Raw genomic sequence first — 16,900 nt, forward strand, 5'->3', positions numbered from 1 at the left:
GCGGCCGTCAGTGCGCGCCCGCGGCGGACGAGCGGTGGAACCGCGTGGCGGGCGCGCCATCACAGACTGTCGCGCAGCCGGCGGCTGCAGCAGTTCTGGTAGCGCTTGCCGCTCTGGCACGGGCACTGCGCATCGCCCTTGCCGCCCAGCGCCAACCAGCCCTCGAGGCGTTCGGCGGTCTGCTGCAGGGTCTGCCGTACTGCGCTGCCCGGCGCCAGGCGCGCCAGCTCGGCGCTGACCTTGAGGAAGTCGGCGAGCAGGGCATCGCGACCGAGCGCCTGGTAGCGCGTGGCGATCGGCACCCCCTCGTAGCGGTGCTGTGGATCGGGCAGGAACAGCCAGGTCTGGTTGCCGGGCAATACGTTCCACAGGCGCCCCTCGCCATCCCGCCAGCAGGCGCTGAAGGTGGCGCGCAGCGCCTGCCCCGGCCACTCCTGCAGGCACCAGCCGTCGACCCGCGCGCCGCCCAGGCCGGCGACCGCGCGGCCGACCGAGTACCAGGGCTCGCCGGCCAGGCTTTCCGGCAGCGGCAGCGGCGCCGCCACCTCGGGCACGCCGTCGGCCACCAGGGTGCGGGCGAAGCGGCGCAGGGGATTGCTGAAGCGGGAGGGATCGACAAAGGCCATGGTGGTTTCGCAGGACGGCGCCCCACGGCTCGCGAGCGAGCCGCCGCCGCGGGGCGGTACGGGCTGAGGCGCGCATTCTAGCAGCGCGCGGACCTCAGTCGAGCGCCTGCAGACGGCTGCGCGCCAGCAGCGCAGCCACCTCCACGCCACGCGGCAGGCAGCCGTAGACGGCGGTCGGCGCGCCCACCCGCGCGGCGAGGAAGGCGTCGCTGACCACCTGCGGCGCGCCCTGCAGCAGCAGGCCGGCCTGCAGCGCCACGGCGATCTCGCCGGTCAGCTGGCGGGCGCGGTATTCCAGGCCGTCGCGGTCGTGCAGGGCGTGCTTGAGGCGCAAGACCTGCGCCTTCAGACGCGCCTCGCCGTGGCCGTCGGCCAGTTCGGCGAACAGCGCCTCGACGACCGCCGGGCTCTTCTCCAGCGCGCGCAGCACGTCCAGGCACTGCACGTTGCCCGAGCCCTCCCAGATCGAGTTGACCGGCGCCTCGCGGTACAGCCGCGGCAGGATGCTTTCCTCGACGTAACCGGCGCCGCCCAGGCACTCCTGCGCCTCGTTGACGAAGGCCGGCGCGCGCTTGCACACCCAGTACTTGCCGACCGCGGTGAGCAGGCGGGCGAAATGGCGCTCCTGCTCGTCCTCCGGACGCTCCAGGGCGTGGCCCAGGCGCAGGGACAGGGCCAGCGCGGCCTCCGACTCCAGCGCCAGGTCGGCGAGCACGTTCTGCATCAAGGGTTGCGCCTCCAGCGCGCGGCCGCCGACCTGGCGCTGCGCGCAGTGGTGCAGGGCCTGGCTGAGCGCCTGACGCATCAAGGCCGCCGAGCCGGTCATGCAGTCGAAGCGGGTCAGCGCGACCATTTCCAGCACGGTGGCGATGCCGCGGCCTTCCTCGCCGATCATCCAGGCCAGCGCGCCGCGGTACTCGAGTTCCGCCGAGGCGTTGCTGCGATTGCCCAGCTTGTCTTTCAGACGCTGGATGTAGATGCGGTTGTGCGAGCCGTCCGGACGCAGGCGCGGCAGCAGGAAGCAGCTCAGCCCGCCCTCGCCGTGCGCCAGGGTGAGGAAGCCGTCCGCCATCGGCGCCGAGCAGAACCACTTGTGGCCGAGCAGCTCGTAGGCCTGCCCCGCCCCGCGCTCCCCAAGAGCGAAGGCGCGCGTGCTGTTGGCGCGCAGGTCGGTGCCGCCCTGCTTCTCAGTCAGCGCCATGCCCAGGATCAGGCCGCGCTTGTGCGCCGCCGGCAGCGGCTGAGGGTCGTAGTCGAGGCTGAGCACGCCGGGCAGCCAGGCCGCGGCCAGCTCCGCCTGCCGGCGCAGCACGGCGACGCCGGCGAAGGTCATGGTCAGCGGGCAGGCGCTGCCGGCCTCGGCCTGGTTGTGCAGGTAGAACAGCCCGGCGCGCAGGACCTGGGCGCCGGCGCGCGGCTCGCGCCAGGGCAGCGCGTGCAGGCCGTGCTGGACGCCGGCCTCCATCAGCCGGTGCCAGGCCGGATGGAACTCCACCTGGTCGATGCGGTGGCCGTAGCGGTCGTGGGTGTGCAACTCGGGCGGCTGGCGGTTGGCGGCGAACCCGGCGGCCAGCAGCGGGCCGCCGGCCAGCTCGCCGTAGGCGGCCAGGCGCGCCTCGCCCCAGGCGGCGCCGAAGCGCTGCAGCCACTCCTGCAGCGGGCGGTCGCCGCGGTACAGGTTGGCGCCGTCCAGGGGCGTCGGCTGGTTGGTCACCGCATGGGTTTCCGCGTATTGCTCCAGACTCATCGCTCGCCTCCCGACACGTCGTTTCCAGCAGTGAAGCAGACTCGCGGCGCAGCGCCCCGGAGCGGCGACGGGCAGCCCCGCGACTTTGGTGATAAGCTGCGCAGCCATGAACCGATACCCTTCCCGTCCCGTCGTCCTCTGTCTGTCCGGCCACGATCCCAGTGGTGGCGCCGGCCTGCAGGCGGACATCGAGGCCCTGCTCGCCCAGGGCTGCCACGCCGCACCAGCGGTCACCGCGCTGACCGTGCAGGACACCGTGAACGTCAGCGACTTCCGCGTCCTCGACCGTGCCTGGGTGCTCGCCCAGGCCAATGCGGTGCTCGACGATCTGCCGGTCGCCGCGGTCAAGCTCGGCATGCTCGGCTCGCTGGAGATGGTCGACACCGTGGTCGAGATCATGGCCCGCCTGCCCGGCGTGCCGCTGGTCTGCGATCCGGTGCTGCGCGCCGGCGGCGGCGGTGCGCTGGGCAAGGACGAGGTCGGCTACGCGATCCGCGAGCGCCTGCTGCCGCTGTGCCGCATCGCCACCCCCAACCTGCCCGAAGCGCGCATCCTCGCCGAGCTGCCCGACGGCAGCGCCGATGCCTGCGCCGAGAAGCTCCTGCCGCTCTGCGAGCACCTGCTGATCACCGGCGGCCACGGCGACGAGCGCGAGGTGCACAACCGCCTGTATTCGCGCGACGGCAACCGCCACGACTTCACCTGCGCGCGCCTGCCCGGCAGCTACCACGGCTCCGGCTGCACCCTGGCCAGCACCCTGGCCGGCCGCCTGGCGCTGGGCGAGGAGCTGGTCAGCGCGGTGCGCTCGGCGCTCGACTACACCTGGCGCACCCTGCGCGACGCCGAGCAGCCGGGCCATGGCCAGTACGTGCCGCGCCGCCTGCCGCTGGACTACTGTTCCTGACATACCGTTTCCGACTTTCTGTCTCCAAGAATGCCCGCCCGAGGAAGCCTGCCGATGAAGCCGCTGCGCGGTCTCTACGCCATCACCGACAGCCAGCTGCTCGCTGATGGCCGCCTGTTGCCCTACGTGGAAGCCGCGCTCAAGGGCGGCGCCAAGCTGCTGCAGTACCGCGACAAGTCGGACGACGCCGCGCGGCGCCTGCGCCAGGCCGAGGCACTGCGCGACCTGTGCCTGCGCCATGGCGCGCAGCTGATCGTCAACGACGACCTGGAGCTGGCCGCGCGCCTGGGCGTCGGCCTGCACCTGGGCCAGGAGGACGGCTCGCTGTCCGCCGCGCGCGCCCTGCTCGGCCACAAGGCCATCATCGGCGCCACCTGCCACGCCAGCCTGGAGCTGGCCGAGCAGGCCCGCAGCGAGGGCGCCAGCTACCTGGCCTTTGGCCGCTTCTTCACCTCCAATACCAAGCCCGGCGCCCCGGCCGCTCCGCTGGAGCTGCTGGAGCAGGCGCGCACCCGTTTCCGCCTGCCGCTGGTCGCCATCGGTGGCGTGACCCTGGACAACGCTCCCCAGCTGCTCGCCCGTGGCGCCAGCATGGTCGCCGTAGTCCACGCCCTGTTCGCCGCCCCGAATGCCGCCGAAGTCGAGCGCCGCGCGCACGCCTTCAGCCAACTGTTCGCCGACATCTGACCTTTCTTTCGAGAGACCTTCCATGTCCCGCTCCGAAATCCTCTTCAGCAATGCCCAGAAGCACATCCCCGGCGGCGTCAACTCGCCGGTGCGCGCGTTCAAGAGCGTCGGCGGCACCCCGCTGTTCTTCAAGCACGCCGAGGGCGCCTACGTCATCGACGAGGACGACAAGCGCTACGTCGACTACGTCGGCTCCTGGGGCCCGATGATCCTCGGCCACGCCCACCCCGAGGTGCTCGACGCGGTGCGCCGCCAGCTCGAGCACGGCCTGTCCTACGGCGCGCCCACCGCGCTGGAAGTGGAGATGGCCGATCTGGTCTGCCAGCTGGTGCCGTCGATGGAACTGGTGCGCATGGTCAGCTCCGGCACCGAGGCGACCATGAGCGCCATCCGCCTGGCCCGCGGCTACACCGGTCGCGACGCGATCATCAAGTTCGAGGGCTGCTACCACGGCCACTCCGACAGCCTGCTGGTCAAGGCCGGCTCCGGCGCCCTGACCCAGGGCGTGCCGAGCTCGGCGGGCGTGCCGGCGGACTTCGCCAAGCACACCCTGACCCTGCCCTACAACGACCTCCAGGCCGTCGAGCAGACCCTCGCCGAGGTCGGCCAGACTGTCGCCTGCATCATCGTCGAGCCGGTGGCCGGCAACATGAACTGCGTGCCGCCGGCGCCGGGCTTCCTCGCCGGCCTGCGCGCGCTGTGCGACCAGCACGGCGTGGTGCTGATCTTCGACGAGGTGATGACCGGCTTCCGCGTCGCCCTCGGCGGCGCCCAGGCGCACTACGGGGTCACCCCGGACCTGTCGACCTTCGGCAAGATCGTCGGCGGCGGCATGCCGGTCGGCTGCTTCGGCGGCAAGCGCGCGATCATGGAGTGCATCGCCCCGCTCGGCCCCGTCTACCAGGCCGGCACCCTGTCCGGCAACCCGCTGGCGATGGCCGCCGGCCTGACCACCCTCAAGCTGATCAGCCGTCCGGGCTTCCACGCCGAACTCACCGACTACACCGGCCGCCTGCTGCAGGGTCTGCAGGACCGCGCCGATGCCGCCGGCATCCCCTTCGTCACCACCCAGGCCGGCGGCATGTTCGGCCTGTACTTCAGCGGCGCGGACGACATCGTCACCTTCGCCGACGTGATGGCCAGCGACGCCGCGCGCTTCAACAAGTTCTTCCACCTGATGCTGGAAGGCGGCGTGTACCTGGCGCCGAGCGCCTTCGAGGCCGGCTTCACCTCCATCGCCCATGGCGACACGGAGCTTGCCCTCACCCTCGACGCCGCCGAGCGCGCTTTCGCCGCCCTGCAGCAAGGCTGAGCCTACGCTCGCGCGGCCGTCCGGCGGCCGCGCGAGTGCGCCAGATCGCCAGAATCGCCAAAATCGGCACCGATTCGCGCGGCAAAGCCCCGTGGCGGCCCTTGGCCAGCAGGAAAAACCGCGCGCCCCCTGTCATGACCCGGCGGCTTATCCCATAATGTGAACGCCGGCGCAGGGCGCCGGACGGGTAGCCGTTTACCCGTATATCCCGGGAGATGTCCGATCGCCATGAACCGTGCTGGCCGCACCCTGCTGATGGGCTGCCTGTTGCTGACCACCCCGCTGCCGGGCCTCGCCGGTGGCAACTCCCTGCTGATCCCGGCCACCAGCCGCTGCGTGCTCGACACCCGTCCGGAAGACCTGGAACAGGCGCTGGCCCACTGCCGCACCCTGGCCGAAGGCGGCGACGCGCAGGCGCAGTTCGAGCTGGGCGAGTTCTTCCATGCCGGTGCGCAACAGCCGCAGGATCTGCCGCAGGCGCTGCACTGGTACGAACAGGCCTCGCTGCAGGGCCACGCCGAGGCGCAGCTGCGCCTGGGCACCCTGTTCTGGCGCGGCGAAGGCGTGCCGGCCAACCAGGTGCAGGCCTACGTGGTGCTGAAGATGGCGGCGGTCAACGGCGCCGAGGAGGCGCTGGACAGCGCCGACGAGGTGGCCGAGGGCATGAGCCGCGAGCAGCTGGAGCACGCCAACCGGGTGCTCGGCGAGATCTTCCGCAACTACCTGCAGGAGCTGCAGGCCAGCGATATGCGCTCGCCCTTCTCGCCGCTGCCCTGAGGACTGACTGGCCATCCCGCGGATGGCCGCCCCCCCGGACGGCCGGCCCATGGAAAACCGTCGGCGGTTTTTTCCATCCACCCCGCTCGCCCTACCCGACTTGCATCGCCTGGGGACCTGAAGCCTCAGGCGCGAAGGGGCGTTTTCAACGCAGGCTGGCCGAACGCCGCCGCGCCAATCAGCGCTCCGGCAGCGGCGGCATGGGGAACGGCATGACGTTGCCACCGCCCTTGGCCTCGCTGATCTTCGCCGTGCCCAGGCGCTCCACCTCGTCGATGCGGACGATCGAGTGCATCGGCACGAAGCTGCGCACCACGCCCTCGAACTGCGCCTTGAGCTTTTCCTCGCTGGGATCGACCACCACCTGGGTGCGCTCGCCGAAGACGAACTCCTCGATCTCCAGGAACCCCCACAGGTCGCTCTGGTAGATGGCCTTGGCGTACATCTCGTACACCTGGCCCTGGTTGAGGAAGATCACCTTGAAGATGGGGGCGGGCTTGTTCATGACTCGACGGTTCGGCGGACGGGAAAGTCGCGCATCCTAGCATATCCCCGCCAGCGACCACGGAGCCTAGGAAGGCTGGACGGCGGCGCCTATAATGCGCGATTCCCTCGATTCGCCGACGATCTCCCATGGCCAAGAAGCTTTTCATCGAAACCCACGGCTGCCAGATGAACGAGTACGACAGCTCGCGCATGGCCGACCTGCTGGGTGAACACCAGGCCCTCGAACTCACCGAGGACCCGGCCGAAGCCGACGTGATCCTCCTCAATACCTGCTCGATCCGCGAAAAAGCGCAGGAGAAGGTGTTCTCCAAGCTGGGCGGCTGGCGCGAACTGAAGCGGCAGAAGCCGGAACTGGTGATCGGTGTCGGCGGCTGCGTGGCGAGCCAGGAAGGCGCGGCGATCCGCGACCGCGCGCCCTACGTCGACGTGGTGTTCGGCCCGCAGACCCTGCACCGCCTGCCGGAGATGATCGACGCCGCGCGGACCACGAGAAAGCCGCAGGTGGACATCTCCTTCCCGGAGATCGAGAAGTTCGACCGCCTGCCCGAGCCGCGCGTCGACGGCCCGAGCGCCTTCGTCGCGGTGATGGAAGGCTGCAGCAAGTACTGCACCTTCTGCGTGGTGCCCTACACCCGCGGCGAGGAGGTCAGCCGCCCGCTGGCCGACGTGCTCGCCGAGATCCTCCATCTCGCCGAGAACGGCGTGCGCGAGGTGACCCTGCTCGGCCAGAACGTCAACGGCTATCGCGGCGACGCCGGCGACGGCCGCATCGCCGACTTCGCCGAGCTGCTCTACGCGGTGGCGGCGATCGACGGCATCGACCGCATCCGCTACACCACCAGCCACCCGCTGGAGTTCTCCGACGCGCTGATCCAGGCCCACGCCGAGATCCCCGAGCTGGTCAAGTTCGTCCACCTGCCGGTGCAGGCGGGCTCCGACCGCATCCTCGCGGCGATGAAGCGCAACCACACCGCGCTGGAGTACAAGTCGCGCATCCGCAAGCTGAGGGCCGCAGTGCCGGAGATGTGCATCAGCTCGGACTTCATCGTCGGCTTCCCCGGCGAGACCGACAAGGACTTCGAGCAGACCATGAAGCTGATCGAGGAGGTCGGCTTCGACTTCTCCTTCTCCTTCATCTACAGCGCGCGTCCCGGAACCCCGGCCGCCGAGCTGGCCGACGACACCCTGGAGGAGGTCAAGAAGCAGCGCCTGCTGGTGCTGCAGGCGCGCATCCACCAGCAGGGCTTCGAGATCAGCCGACGCATGGTCGGAAGCCGGCAGCGCATCCTGGTCAGCGACTACTCGAAGCGCGATCCGGGCATGCTGCAGGGCCGCACCGAGAACAACCGCATCGTCAACTTCCGTGCCGATAACCCGCGGCTGATCGGCCAGTTCGTCGACGTGCACATCGACGAAGCGCTGCCGCACTCCCTGCGCGGCACCCTGGTGGACGAGCGCAGCTACTGAGCCGCCGTGCGTCGGGACGCCGCCGCGGCGTCCCGGCTAGTGGCCGCGGGCCACCTTTTGCCGACGCACCGGCGCTTTCCCCCTCGCCCCCCTGCGGTTATTCTTCAATCATCACTCAGCCAAATGGCGGCCAACAGAAGACCTTGAACGCTCCCCTGGAACACCACCGCTTCATTCTCGAACCTTTCGAAGCCCGCCGCTTCGCCAACCTCTGCGGACAATTCGACGAGCATCTGCGCCTGATCGAGCAGCGCCTGGCGATCGAGATCCGCAATCGCGGCAACCAGTTCGAACTGGTCGGCGATGCCCAGCGCAGTCATACCGCCGAGCGCCTGTTGCGCCGCCTGTACCGCGAGACCCACGCCACCGAGCTGACTCCGGAAATGGTCCACCTGTTCCTCCAGGAGTCCGGCCTCGAGGATCTCGCCGTGCCCGGCCAGGTGCCGGCCATCACCCTGAAGACGCGCAAGGCGCACATCACCCCGCGCGGCGCCAACCAGCAGCGCTACGTCAAGGCGATCCTCGACAACGACATCAACTTCGGCGTCGGCCCGGCCGGCACCGGCAAGACCTACCTCGCCGTGGCCTGCGCGGTGGACGCCCTGGAGCGCGAGCAGGTGCGCCGCATCCTGCTGGTGCGCCCGGCGGTGGAAGCCGGCGAGAAGCTCGGCTTCCTGCCCGGCGACCTCGCCCAGAAGATCGACCCCTACCTGCGCCCGCTCTACGACGCCCTCTACGAGATGCTCGGCTTCGAGCAGGTGGCCAAGCTGATCGAGCGCCAGGTGATCGAGATCGCCCCGCTCGCCTACATGCGCGGCCGCACCCTGAACAACAGCTTCATCATCCTCGACGAGAGCCAGAACACCACCCTCGAGCAGATGAAGATGTTCCTCACCCGGATCGGCTTCGGCTCCACCGCGGTGATCACCGGCGACGTCACCCAGGTCGACCTGCCGCGCGGCACCAAGTCGGGCCTCGCCCACGTCATCGAGGTGCTGCGCGACGTGCCGGGCATCAGCTTCACCCACTTCAAGGCCAAGGACGTCGTGCGCCACCCGCTGGTGCAGCGCATCGTCGAGGCCTACGACCGTCACGAGCAGCGCCTGCAGGGCAAGCTCGAGCGCGTCGTGCACATCGCCAGGGACGAATCCGATGCAGATTGAACTGGACCTGCAGCTGGCCACCGCGGCCAGCGCACTGCCCGGCGAGGCGCAGCTGCGCCGGTGGTGCGAACTGGCCCTGCGCCAGCGCACCGCCCCTTCCGAGTTGACCATCCGCATCGTCGACGAGGCGGAAGGCCGCGAGCTGAACCGCACCTGGCGCGGCAAGGACTACGCCACCAACGTGCTGTCCTTCCCGGCCGAGATCCCCGAGGGTTTGCTGGATATCCCGCTGCTCGGCGATCTGGTGATCTGCGCCCAGGTGGTGGCCCGCGAGGCCGCCGAACAGGACAAGAGCGCGGAAGCCCACTGGGCCCACCTGACCATCCACGGCTGCCTGCACCTGCTCGGCTACGACCACATCGAAGACGCCGAGGCCGAGGAGATGGAGGCGCTGGAGCGCCAGCTGCTGGCCGAACTCGGCTACCCCGACCCCTACGCCTGTGACGAAGAGTAAGGACACATGAGCGACGACCGATCGAGCCAGGGGCAGAAGTCCTGGCTGGAAAGAATCATCCAGACTTTTGCCCATGAGCCGAAGAACCGCGAGGAGCTGATCGAAGTCCTGCGCGACGCCCATGACAACAAGCTGCTCGACACCGAGGTGCTGTCCATCGTCGAGGGCGCCATCCAGGTCGCCGACCTGCAGGTGCGCGACATCATGATCCCGCGCTCGCAGATCATCAGCATCAAGGCCTGCCAGAACCCGCAGGAATTCCTCCCGGCGGTGATCGAGGCCGCCCACTCGCGCTACCCGGTGATCGGCGAGAACCTCGACGAGGTGCTCGGCATCCTGCTGGCCAAGGACCTGCTGCCGCTGCTGCTGGACGGCAACCAGGACAGCTACGACCTGCACAAGCTGCTGCGCCCGGCCACCTACGTGCCCGAATCCAAGCGCCTCAACGTGCTGCTGCGCGAATTCCGCAGCACCCACAACCACATGGCCATCGTCATCGACGAGTACGGCGGCGTGGCGGGCCTCGTCACCATCGAGGACGTGCTCGAGCAGATCGTCGGCGACATCGAGGACGAGCACGACGTCGAGGAGGACAGCTTCATCAAGGCGCTGCCCAGCGGCGATTTCATCGTCAAGGCGCTAACCCCGGTGGAGGAATTCAACGAATTCTTCGAGGCCGGCTTCTCCGAGGAAGAGTTCGACACCATCGGCGGCGTGCTGATGAGCGCCTTCGGCCACCTGCCCAAGCGCAACGAGACCATCGAGCTGGGCGACTTCCGTTTCCGCGTGCTCAACGCCGACAGCCGGCGCATGCACCTGCTGCGCCTGACCCCGCTGGCGCGCTGAGGCCGCCGCTGCGCAGGGGGCTCGCGCCGCGATCTCCCCCTGCGCAGCACCCTGGTGGAAAGGTCTGCGGCCGTTTCCCACCCTACCCGCCCGTGCGTCGCTCCGCTAAGCTGCCCGCGCCTGCACTCGCCAAGGAATCTCCATGCGCTGGATCTCCCGTCCCGGCTGGCCCGGTCACCTGCTGGCCCTGGCCGCCGGCGCCCTCACTCCGCTGGCCCTCGCTCCCTACGATCTGTGGCCGCTCGGCCTGCTGACGCTGGCGCTGGCCTACCTCGGCCTGCGCCAGGTCGACGGCCGCGCCGCCTGGTGGCGCGGCTGGTGGTACGGTTTCGGCGCCTTCGCCGCCGGTACCAGCTGGGTGTACGTCAGCATCCACGACTACGGCGCCGCCTCGCCGGCGCTGGCCGGCCTGCTGACCCTGCTGTTCTGCGCCGGTCTCGCGCTGTTCTTCGCCCTGCCGGCCTGGGTCTGGAGCCGCTGGCTGCGCCGCGAGCGCGCACCGCTGGCCGACGCGCTGGCCTTCGCCGCCCTGTGGCTGGCCCAGGAGGCCCTGCGCGGCTGGCTGTTCACCGGTTTCCCCTGGCTCTACGTCGGCTACAGCCAGCTGGACGGACCGCTCGCCGGCCTGGCGCCACTCGGCGGCGTCTGGCTGCTGTCGTTCGCCATGGCGCTCTCCGCCGCGCTGCTGGTCAACCTGCCGGCCCTGCTGGGGCGCGGCCGTGCCCTGCTCGGCGCCGGCCTGCTGCTCGCCGGCCTGTGGGGCGGCGGCCTGTGGTTCAAGGACCACGCCTGGACCCAGCCTGCCGGCGCGCCCCTCAAGATCGCCGCCATGCAGGGCAACGTCGAGCAGAACATGAAGTGGGACCCCGAGCAGCTCAACGCCCAGCTCGCCCTGTACCGCGACATGACCCTCGCCGAGGCGCCGGCCGACCTCTACGTCTGGCCGGAGACCGCGGTGCCGGTGCTCAAGGAGTACGCCGAAGGCTATCTGTCGGTGATGGGCCGCGTCGCCAGCGAGCGCAACGCCGCGCTGATCACCGGCATCCCCCTGCGCCAACCCGACGCCAGCGGTCGGCCGCGCTACTACAACGCCCTGCTGGCCATCGGCCAGGGCGGCGGCACCTACCTGAAGCAGAAGCTGGTGCCGTTCGGCGAATACGTGCCCCTGCAGGACGTGCTGCGCGGGCTGATCGCCTTCTTCGACCTGCCGATGTCCGACTTCGCCCGCGGCCCCGCCGAGCAGGCGCTGCCGACCGCGCGCGGCTACCGCATCGCCCCCTACATCTGCTACGAGGTGGTCTATCCGGAGTTCGCCGCCAGTCTCGCCGCGCGCAGCGAGCTGCTGCTGACGGTGAGCAACGACGCCTGGTTCGGCACCTCGATCGGCCCGCTGCAGCACCTGCAGATGGCGCAGATGCGCGCCTTGGAGAGCGGCCGCTGGATGATCCGCGCCACCAACAACGGCGTCACCGCGCTGATCGACCCGTTCGGCCGCGTGCAGACCGAGGTGCCGCAGTTCCAGCGCGCCGTACTGCGTGGCGAGGTGGTGCCCATGCAGGGCCTGACGCCCTACCTGCAGTGGCGCGCCTGGCCGCTGGCCGGCGTCTGCGCCCTGCTGCTCGGTTGGACCGCGCTCACCGCCCGGCGCCAGCGCCGGCTGTTCGCCGCGCTGGGCTGAGCCGCCACCGCGGCAGGGGCCGAGCCATCGGCGCCCTTGCCGCGGCGCAGAAGGGCCGCGCGCTGCCGCCCACGAGCCGGCAGACGGCCCGTGCTAAGGTTGCCGCGTGTTCCCTTTGGAGTCGCCCATGCCCCTGCCCGCCCTCTCCGGCCCCGGCTACCTGGCCGCCGGCCTGCGCCTGATCCTCAGTCCCGGTCTGCGCCGCTTCGTGCTGCTGCCGCTGACCGTCAACCTGCTGCTGTTCGCGACCCTGCTGACCCTGGCCTTCCAGCAGTTCGGCTTCTGGGTCGACGCCCTGATGCCTACCCTGCCCGACTGGCTGGCCTTCCTCGAATACCTGCTGTGGCCGCTGTTCGTGGTGCTGGTGCTGCTGATCCTGTTCTTCAGCTTCACCCTGCTGGGCAATCTGATCGCCGCGCCCTTCAACGGCTTCCTCGCCGAAAAGGTCGAGACGGTGGTGCGCGGCCGCGACCTCGCGCCGCCGTTCAGCTGGGGCGAGCTGCTGGCGATGCTGCCGCGCACCCTGGGCCGCGAACTGCGCAAGCTAGGCTACTTCCTGCCGCGCGCCCTGGGCCTCTTGCTGCTGTCGCTGATTCCCGGCCTGAACCTCATCGCCGCGCCGCTGTGGCTGCTGTTCGGCGTGTGGATGATGGCGGTGCAGTACATCGACTATCCGGCCGACAACCACAAGATGAGCTGGCAGACCATGCTCGCCTGGCTGCGCGAGAAGCGCTGGCAAAGCCTGGGCTTCGGCGCCGCCACCTACGCCGCGCTGCTGGTGCCGGGGCTGAATATCCTGTTGATGCCGGCGGCGGTGGCCGGGGCGACGGTGTTCTGGGTGCGCGAGGAGGGACTGAATCGTCTTGATCCCATCACCCCAAGGCCTTAGTCGTGCCTGTAAAACGTCATCGCGCAGACACGATCTTTCATTGTTGCACCGCCGGCCTCTGCGTGAGGCCGGGGCTTTTCGCATGAGCGCCGCACATCAAAAATTACCGCGTGCGATTGGCCAATGAAAAACGCGGCACTCGCAACAACTTTGCAGACTCGAATAGAGCCCGGCCACGGCCTATCAATATCGCAAAATGATTCTACGCGCCCCGGAAAGCCGCGCCCCGCCTTCCTATAGTTACTCTCACGCCAGAATTCCCTTCCGAATATCCCCGCACTTCCAAGCACTCTCCTGATCAAGCCCGCTCATCCCCAGCCCCTCGTTCACTGCAGGTGTCATGCGACTTATTGAAATCATTACGTATCAACCCGCTGGCTTTATTTCGATAAACCCTTGAACAACTGCTTTCGATTAGCCAACCCGCGAAAGGAGGTGCTGCAAGTACAAAGTTACCGACGTCCATTAACCCCCATACGACTGCAACATGAATAGGGGAATGCCATGAACAACCATCTTCAGCGCCTGCGCCATCTCGGCGCCGGCGCGAGCCTCGCACTACTGGCGCTGCTCATCGGGCTCGCCCCCGCCAGCCATGCCGACTCTCTGTATATTGGCGATCAAACCGACAACACGGTGAAGCGCTTCGATGCCGACAGCGGCGAATACCTCGGCGAATTCGTCAAGAAGGGAAATAGCCCGATAAAGGGCCCGCGCGGCCTTATCTTCACCCCGGCCGGCGACCTGCTGGTTTCCAACCAGAATGTCGGCACCGGCAAGGCGGGGACACTGTTGCTATTCGACGGCACGACTGGCGACTTCTCGGAGGCGCTCGTTCGCCACAATGACGAGGACGCCCCCTTCGCACCCGACGGGATCGTCCTGGTCGACGGCACTCTGTTCGTCGCCGACCAGGCAAGTGACGGCAAGGACACCCCTCCCGGTCGGCTGTGGGCCTATAGCGCGGACGGCGTGCTGCAAAGCGACCTCACCCCCGATCCGGTCAGCGAGTTTCCCGGAGACGGCTCCGCGAACGAGTTCCATCCCCGCGGTGTGGTGCTCGGCCCCGACGGCCTTCTGTATGTTTCGGTTGTCGACGACCTCAACCCGAGAAGCGCCGACTTCAACCCTCTCCCCGGCTGGATCCTGCGCTTCGACCCCGTCGACAAACGCTTCGTCGACGTCTTCGCCAGCCATACCGACAGCGGCTGCGCCGCCGCCCTGCACCGGCCGGATGGCCTGACATTCGGCCCGGACGGACGGCTATACGTCACTGCCTTTCGCGCCGATGCCGAAGATAACGACAAGATCCTGATATTCGATGCCAGTGGGGCCTGCGTGGACCAGATCGATCTCGACCAGGTCGGGCAGCCCCGCGCGGTCGCGCAGGCCCTGCTGTTCGGGCCGACCAACCAGGCGGGAGAAAACCTGTTCGTCCCGATCAGCGGCGACGGTCCGGATACCGGTGCGATACGCCGCTACAACACCCGCACCAAGGCGTTCAGTACGCTGGTCGCTCCGGCGGAACAGGGCGGAGCCTTGGGAAGTGGCTGGTATCTGACCTTCGGGCAGACCGCCCCGGATACCTTGGAGTACGTCGAAGAGGAAGCGGCCGCCCCCTGAGCGGCGGCCAGCCAGGTGGGAGCGGCGCGCAGCGCCGCCCCGTCCTACGCCGCCACCGAACCCAGCGCCTTCTCGATGGCCTGGACCAGATGCGGATCTTCCGGGGGAATGCGCGGGGAGAAGCGTTCGAGTACCCGGCCATCGGGGCCGACCAGGAACTTCTCGAAGTTCCAGCTGATGTCGCCGGGGAACTCCGCGCCCTCGCCGGCGAGCAGCAGGTAGAGGGGATGACGGTCGTGGCCGTTGACCTCGACCTTGCCGCTCAGCGGGAAGCTGACCCCGTAGTTGAGCGTGCAGAACTCGCGGATCTGCGTCTCGTTGCCCGGCTCCTGCCCGGCGAACTGGTTGCACGGCAGGCCGAGCACGCTGAAGCCGCGGTCGCGGTATTGCTGATGGAGGTGTTCGAGGCCGGCGTATTGCGGGGTCAGGCCGCACTTGGAGGCGACATTCACCACCAGCACCACCTTGCCCTTGAACGGCGCCAGCGGCAAATCCCCGCCATCCAGGGCTTTGAGGGTCAGGTCGTGAAATACGCTCATCGCATCGCTCCAGGCTGATCAGGGCTCATTAAAAAAGGCGCCATCGCGATCCGCAACAGCGCCCTGGCGTGTGTGTCCAGCTTAGCAGCAGATACCCCGCTGCAAGCCCGGCGACTCAGTGGTGGTGACCGCCTTCGCCGTGAATGTGACCGTGTGCGATTTCTTCGGCGTTGGCTTCGCGCACGTTGACCACCTTGACCTTGAAGTTCAGGCGCTGGCCGGCCAGCGGGTGGTTGCCGTCGACGGTGACGTCGTCGCCGTCGATGTCGCGGATGGTGACCACCTGCATGCCGCCGTCCGGAGCGGAGGCGTGGAACTGCATGCCGACTTCCAGCTGGTCGACGCCTTCGAACATGGCGCGGTTCAGCACGGCCACCAGCTCGACGCTGTAGTCGCCGTAGGCGTCTTCCGGCTCGATGGTCACTTCCAGCTCGTCACCGGCCTGCTTGCCTTCGAGGGCACGCTCCAGGCCAACGATGATGTTGCGGGCGCCATGCAGGTAGACCAGCGGGGCACCGCCAACGGAGCTGTCGATGACCTCACCGTTTTCGTTGGTCAGGGTGTAGTCGATGGATACCGCCTTGTTGGCCGCGATCTGCATGGGAGAAACCTTTGCGAATGGAGTATGAGTAGTGATTCTACGTCGCCACCCCGCCGAAAGCGACCCGCCGCGGGTCAGATGGCCGGGTCTGCCTATGCCGAGGTCGCGGCTGAGCTATCATCCGCCGCGCCGCCGGCGCGCCAACAGCGCCCGCCCCCTGCCCTGTCCTGGTGGAAACCGACCATGCTGCGATCCCTGCCCGCGCCGCTGCGCGGCCTCGTCTGCGCCCTGCTGCTGGTGCTCAACACCCTGGTGTGGTGCTGGCCATTGTTCGCCCTGGCGCTGCTCAAGCTGTTGCCGTTCCAGGCCAGCCAGGCGTTCAGCCGGCGCCTGATGGGCCGCATCGCCGAATGCTGGGCGGACGGCAACAAGGCATGGATGGACCTGTTCGGCGATATCCACTGGCAGGTCGAGGGTCTGGATACGCTGCGCAGTCGCGGCTCCTGCCTGGTGATCAGCAACCACCAGAGCTGGGTCGACATCTTCGTCCTGCAGTACCACCTCAACCGCCGCCTGCCGCTGCTGCGCTTCTTCCTCAAGCAGGAGCTGATCTGGATTCCGGTGTTCGGCCTGTGCTGCTGGGCGCTCGACTTTCCGTTCATGAAGCGCCATTCCAGGGCCTACCTGGCGCGGCATCCCGAGCAGCGCGGCAACGACCTGGCCACCGCCCGTCGGGCCTGCGCCCGTCTGCGCGGCATCCCGGTGGCGCTGTTCAACTTCCTCGAGGGCACCCGCTTCACCGAAGCCAAGCACGCCGACCAGCAGTCGCCCTACCGCCACCTGCTCAAGCCGCGCGCCGGCGGCATCGCCCTGGCCATCGGCGCCATGGGCGAGCAGTTCGCCACGCTGGTCGACGCGACCATCCACTATCCGGACGGCCGCCCGCGCTTTCGCGACCTGTTGTGCGGCAACCTGCGGCAAGTAGCGGTGAGCTTCGCCGAACGGCCGATCCCCGGCGAATTCCTCGGCCGCAGCTACGACCAGGACGAGGCCTTCCGCCTGCAATTCCAGCAGTGGGTGAACCACCTGTGGGCGGAGAAGGATGCCCGGCTCGAACGGATGAGCCGGGCCTGAGCGCCG

17 protein-coding genes are annotated in these 16,900 nt (G+C 68.8%); 12 read left to right on the forward strand and 5 right to left on the reverse strand.

The window, feature by feature from the left end:
- Positions 1-59: 59 nt before the first annotated feature.
- Together LMJ29_RS06620 and LMJ29_RS06625 are read right to left on the reverse strand one after the other, a co-directional pair.
- On the reverse strand, positions 60-626 hold the full coding sequence (locus LMJ29_RS06620) for an SEC-C domain-containing protein (RefSeq protein ID WP_229604716.1): 567 nt from the start codon (positions 624-626) through the stop codon (positions 60-62).
- Positions 627-720: 94 nt separating this feature from the next.
- Entirely contained in the window at positions 721-2,373 is a 1,653-nt protein-coding gene (locus LMJ29_RS06625) for an acyl-CoA dehydrogenase family protein (protein WP_229604717.1), read from the reverse strand.
- Positions 2,374-2,479: 106 nt separating this feature from the next.
- Here LMJ29_RS06625 and LMJ29_RS06630 point away from each other — a divergent pair, with 106 nt between their 5' ends.
- The 4 genes from LMJ29_RS06630 (at position 2,480) to LMJ29_RS06645 (ending at position 6,053) form a co-directional block, all read left to right on the forward strand.
- Positions 2,480-3,277, forward strand: coding sequence for a hydroxymethylpyrimidine/phosphomethylpyrimidine kinase (locus tag LMJ29_RS06630; RefSeq protein WP_229604718.1), 798 nt, complete (start codon positions 2,480-2,482; stop codon positions 3,275-3,277).
- Positions 3,278-3,331: 54 nt separating this feature from the next.
- Positions 3,332-3,964, forward strand: coding sequence for a thiamine phosphate synthase (gene thiE / locus LMJ29_RS06635; RefSeq protein WP_229604719.1), 633 nt, complete (start codon positions 3,332-3,334; stop codon positions 3,962-3,964).
- Positions 3,965-3,986: 22 nt separating this feature from the next.
- The gene (gene hemL / locus LMJ29_RS06640; RefSeq protein ID WP_229604720.1) at positions 3,987-5,276 is read left to right on the forward strand and encodes a glutamate-1-semialdehyde 2,1-aminomutase; all 1,290 of its coding nucleotides are present in this window, start codon (positions 3,987-3,989) and stop codon (positions 5,274-5,276) included.
- A 228-nt stretch (positions 5,277-5,504) separates the two neighbouring features.
- Entirely contained in the window at positions 5,505-6,053 is a 549-nt protein-coding gene (locus LMJ29_RS06645; protein WP_229604721.1) for a tetratricopeptide repeat protein, read from the forward strand.
- Between the two features lie 178 nt (positions 6,054-6,231).
- On the opposite strand, the gene LMJ29_RS06650 is transcribed toward LMJ29_RS06645, so the two are convergent.
- Positions 6,232-6,558 carry a DUF1820 family protein gene (locus LMJ29_RS06650; protein ID WP_229604722.1) on the reverse strand — a complete coding sequence of 109 codons (327 nt, stop codon included), beginning with the start codon at positions 6,556-6,558 and terminating at the stop codon, positions 6,232-6,234.
- Positions 6,559-6,686: 128 nt separating this feature from the next.
- Between LMJ29_RS06650 and miaB the strand changes: the two genes are divergently transcribed.
- The 7 genes from miaB (at position 6,687) to LMJ29_RS06685 (ending at position 14,680) form a co-directional block, all read left to right on the forward strand.
- The gene (miaB, locus tag LMJ29_RS06655) at positions 6,687-8,027 is read left to right on the forward strand and encodes a tRNA (N6-isopentenyl adenosine(37)-C2)-methylthiotransferase MiaB (RefSeq protein WP_229604723.1); all 1,341 of its coding nucleotides are present in this window, start codon (positions 6,687-6,689) and stop codon (positions 8,025-8,027) included.
- A gap of 143 nt (positions 8,028-8,170) precedes the next feature.
- Positions 8,171-9,190: a PhoH family protein gene (locus LMJ29_RS06660; protein WP_229604724.1), complete on the forward strand. Its 1,020-nt coding sequence runs from the start codon at positions 8,171-8,173 to the stop codon at positions 9,188-9,190.
- Positions 9,180-9,644, forward strand: a complete 465-nt coding sequence (gene ybeY / locus LMJ29_RS06665) for an rRNA maturation RNase YbeY (protein WP_229604725.1) — start codon at positions 9,180-9,182, stop codon at positions 9,642-9,644. Before LMJ29_RS06660 ends, ybeY begins: the two co-directional genes overlap by 11 nt.
- A gap of 6 nt (positions 9,645-9,650) precedes the next feature.
- Positions 9,651-10,490 carry an HlyC/CorC family transporter gene (locus tag LMJ29_RS06670; protein ID WP_229604726.1) on the forward strand — a complete coding sequence of 280 codons (840 nt, stop codon included), beginning with the start codon at positions 9,651-9,653 and terminating at the stop codon, positions 10,488-10,490.
- Positions 10,491-10,632: 142 nt separating this feature from the next.
- On the forward strand, positions 10,633-12,168 hold the full coding sequence (gene lnt, locus LMJ29_RS06675; RefSeq protein WP_229604727.1) for an apolipoprotein N-acyltransferase: 1,536 nt from the start codon (positions 10,633-10,635) through the stop codon (positions 12,166-12,168).
- 127 nt (positions 12,169-12,295) lie between these two features.
- Positions 12,296-13,057, forward strand: a complete 762-nt coding sequence (gene cysZ / locus LMJ29_RS06680; RefSeq protein ID WP_229604728.1) for a sulfate transporter CysZ — start codon at positions 12,296-12,298, stop codon at positions 13,055-13,057.
- A gap of 504 nt (positions 13,058-13,561) precedes the next feature.
- On the forward strand, positions 13,562-14,680 hold the full coding sequence (locus LMJ29_RS06685; protein ID WP_229604729.1) for an NHL repeat-containing protein: 1,119 nt from the start codon (positions 13,562-13,564) through the stop codon (positions 14,678-14,680).
- A gap of 44 nt (positions 14,681-14,724) precedes the next feature.
- On the opposite strand, the gene LMJ29_RS06690 is transcribed toward LMJ29_RS06685, so the two are convergent.
- Both LMJ29_RS06690 and LMJ29_RS06695 read right to left on the reverse strand, forming a co-directional pair.
- The gene (locus LMJ29_RS06690; protein ID WP_229604730.1) at positions 14,725-15,219 is read right to left on the reverse strand and encodes a glutathione peroxidase; all 495 of its coding nucleotides are present in this window, start codon (positions 15,217-15,219) and stop codon (positions 14,725-14,727) included.
- A 115-nt stretch (positions 15,220-15,334) separates the two neighbouring features.
- Positions 15,335-15,820 (reverse strand): FKBP-type peptidyl-prolyl cis-trans isomerase, encoded by a 486-nt coding sequence (locus LMJ29_RS06695; RefSeq protein ID WP_229604731.1) that lies wholly within the window; start codon positions 15,818-15,820, stop codon positions 15,335-15,337.
- Positions 15,821-16,003: 183 nt separating this feature from the next.
- Here LMJ29_RS06695 and LMJ29_RS06700 point away from each other — a divergent pair, with 183 nt between their 5' ends.
- A complete protein-coding gene (locus LMJ29_RS06700; RefSeq protein WP_229604732.1) occupies positions 16,004-16,894 on the forward strand; it encodes an acyltransferase in 891 nt (296 codons plus the stop codon).
- Positions 16,895-16,900 lie beyond the last annotated feature (6 nt).

The sequence above is a fragment of the Pseudomonas oryzagri genome, from assembly GCF_020831405.1.
GTDB lineage: Bacteria > Pseudomonadota > Gammaproteobacteria > Pseudomonadales > Pseudomonadaceae > Geopseudomonas > Geopseudomonas oryzagri.

What these genes read in the sequence shown, in the direction of transcription:
- LMJ29_RS06620 (WP_229604716.1), bottom strand. Translation starts at nt 626, where the DNA reads ATGGCCTTTGTCGATCCCTCCCGCTTCAGCAATCCCCTGCGCCGCTTC.
- LMJ29_RS06625 (WP_229604717.1), bottom strand. Translation starts at nt 2,373, where the DNA reads ATGAGTCTGGAGCAATACGCGGAAACCCATGCGGTGACCAACCAGCCG.
- LMJ29_RS06630 (WP_229604718.1), top strand. Translation starts at nt 2,480, where the DNA reads ATGAACCGATACCCTTCCCGTCCCGTCGTCCTCTGTCTGTCCGGCCAC.
- thiE (WP_229604719.1), top strand. Translation starts at nt 3,332, where the DNA reads ATGAAGCCGCTGCGCGGTCTCTACGCCATCACCGACAGCCAGCTGCTC.
- hemL (WP_229604720.1), top strand. Translation starts at nt 3,987, where the DNA reads ATGTCCCGCTCCGAAATCCTCTTCAGCAATGCCCAGAAGCACATCCCC.
- LMJ29_RS06645 (WP_229604721.1), top strand. Translation starts at nt 5,505, where the DNA reads ATGAACCGTGCTGGCCGCACCCTGCTGATGGGCTGCCTGTTGCTGACC.
- LMJ29_RS06650 (WP_229604722.1), bottom strand. Translation starts at nt 6,558, where the DNA reads ATGAACAAGCCCGCCCCCATCTTCAAGGTGATCTTCCTCAACCAGGGC.
- miaB (WP_229604723.1), top strand. Translation starts at nt 6,687, where the DNA reads ATGGCCAAGAAGCTTTTCATCGAAACCCACGGCTGCCAGATGAACGAG.
- ybeY (WP_229604725.1), top strand. Translation starts at nt 9,180, where the DNA reads ATGCAGATTGAACTGGACCTGCAGCTGGCCACCGCGGCCAGCGCACTG.
- LMJ29_RS06670 (WP_229604726.1), top strand. Translation starts at nt 9,651, where the DNA reads ATGAGCGACGACCGATCGAGCCAGGGGCAGAAGTCCTGGCTGGAAAGA.
- lnt (WP_229604727.1), top strand. Translation starts at nt 10,633, where the DNA reads ATGCGCTGGATCTCCCGTCCCGGCTGGCCCGGTCACCTGCTGGCCCTG.
- cysZ (WP_229604728.1), top strand. Translation starts at nt 12,296, where the DNA reads ATGCCCCTGCCCGCCCTCTCCGGCCCCGGCTACCTGGCCGCCGGCCTG.
- LMJ29_RS06685 (WP_229604729.1), top strand. Translation starts at nt 13,562, where the DNA reads ATGAACAACCATCTTCAGCGCCTGCGCCATCTCGGCGCCGGCGCGAGC.
- LMJ29_RS06690 (WP_229604730.1), bottom strand. Translation starts at nt 15,219, where the DNA reads ATGAGCGTATTTCACGACCTGACCCTCAAAGCCCTGGATGGCGGGGAT.
- LMJ29_RS06695 (WP_229604731.1), bottom strand. Translation starts at nt 15,820, where the DNA reads ATGCAGATCGCGGCCAACAAGGCGGTATCCATCGACTACACCCTGACC.
- LMJ29_RS06700 (WP_229604732.1), top strand. Translation starts at nt 16,004, where the DNA reads ATGCTGCGATCCCTGCCCGCGCCGCTGCGCGGCCTCGTCTGCGCCCTG.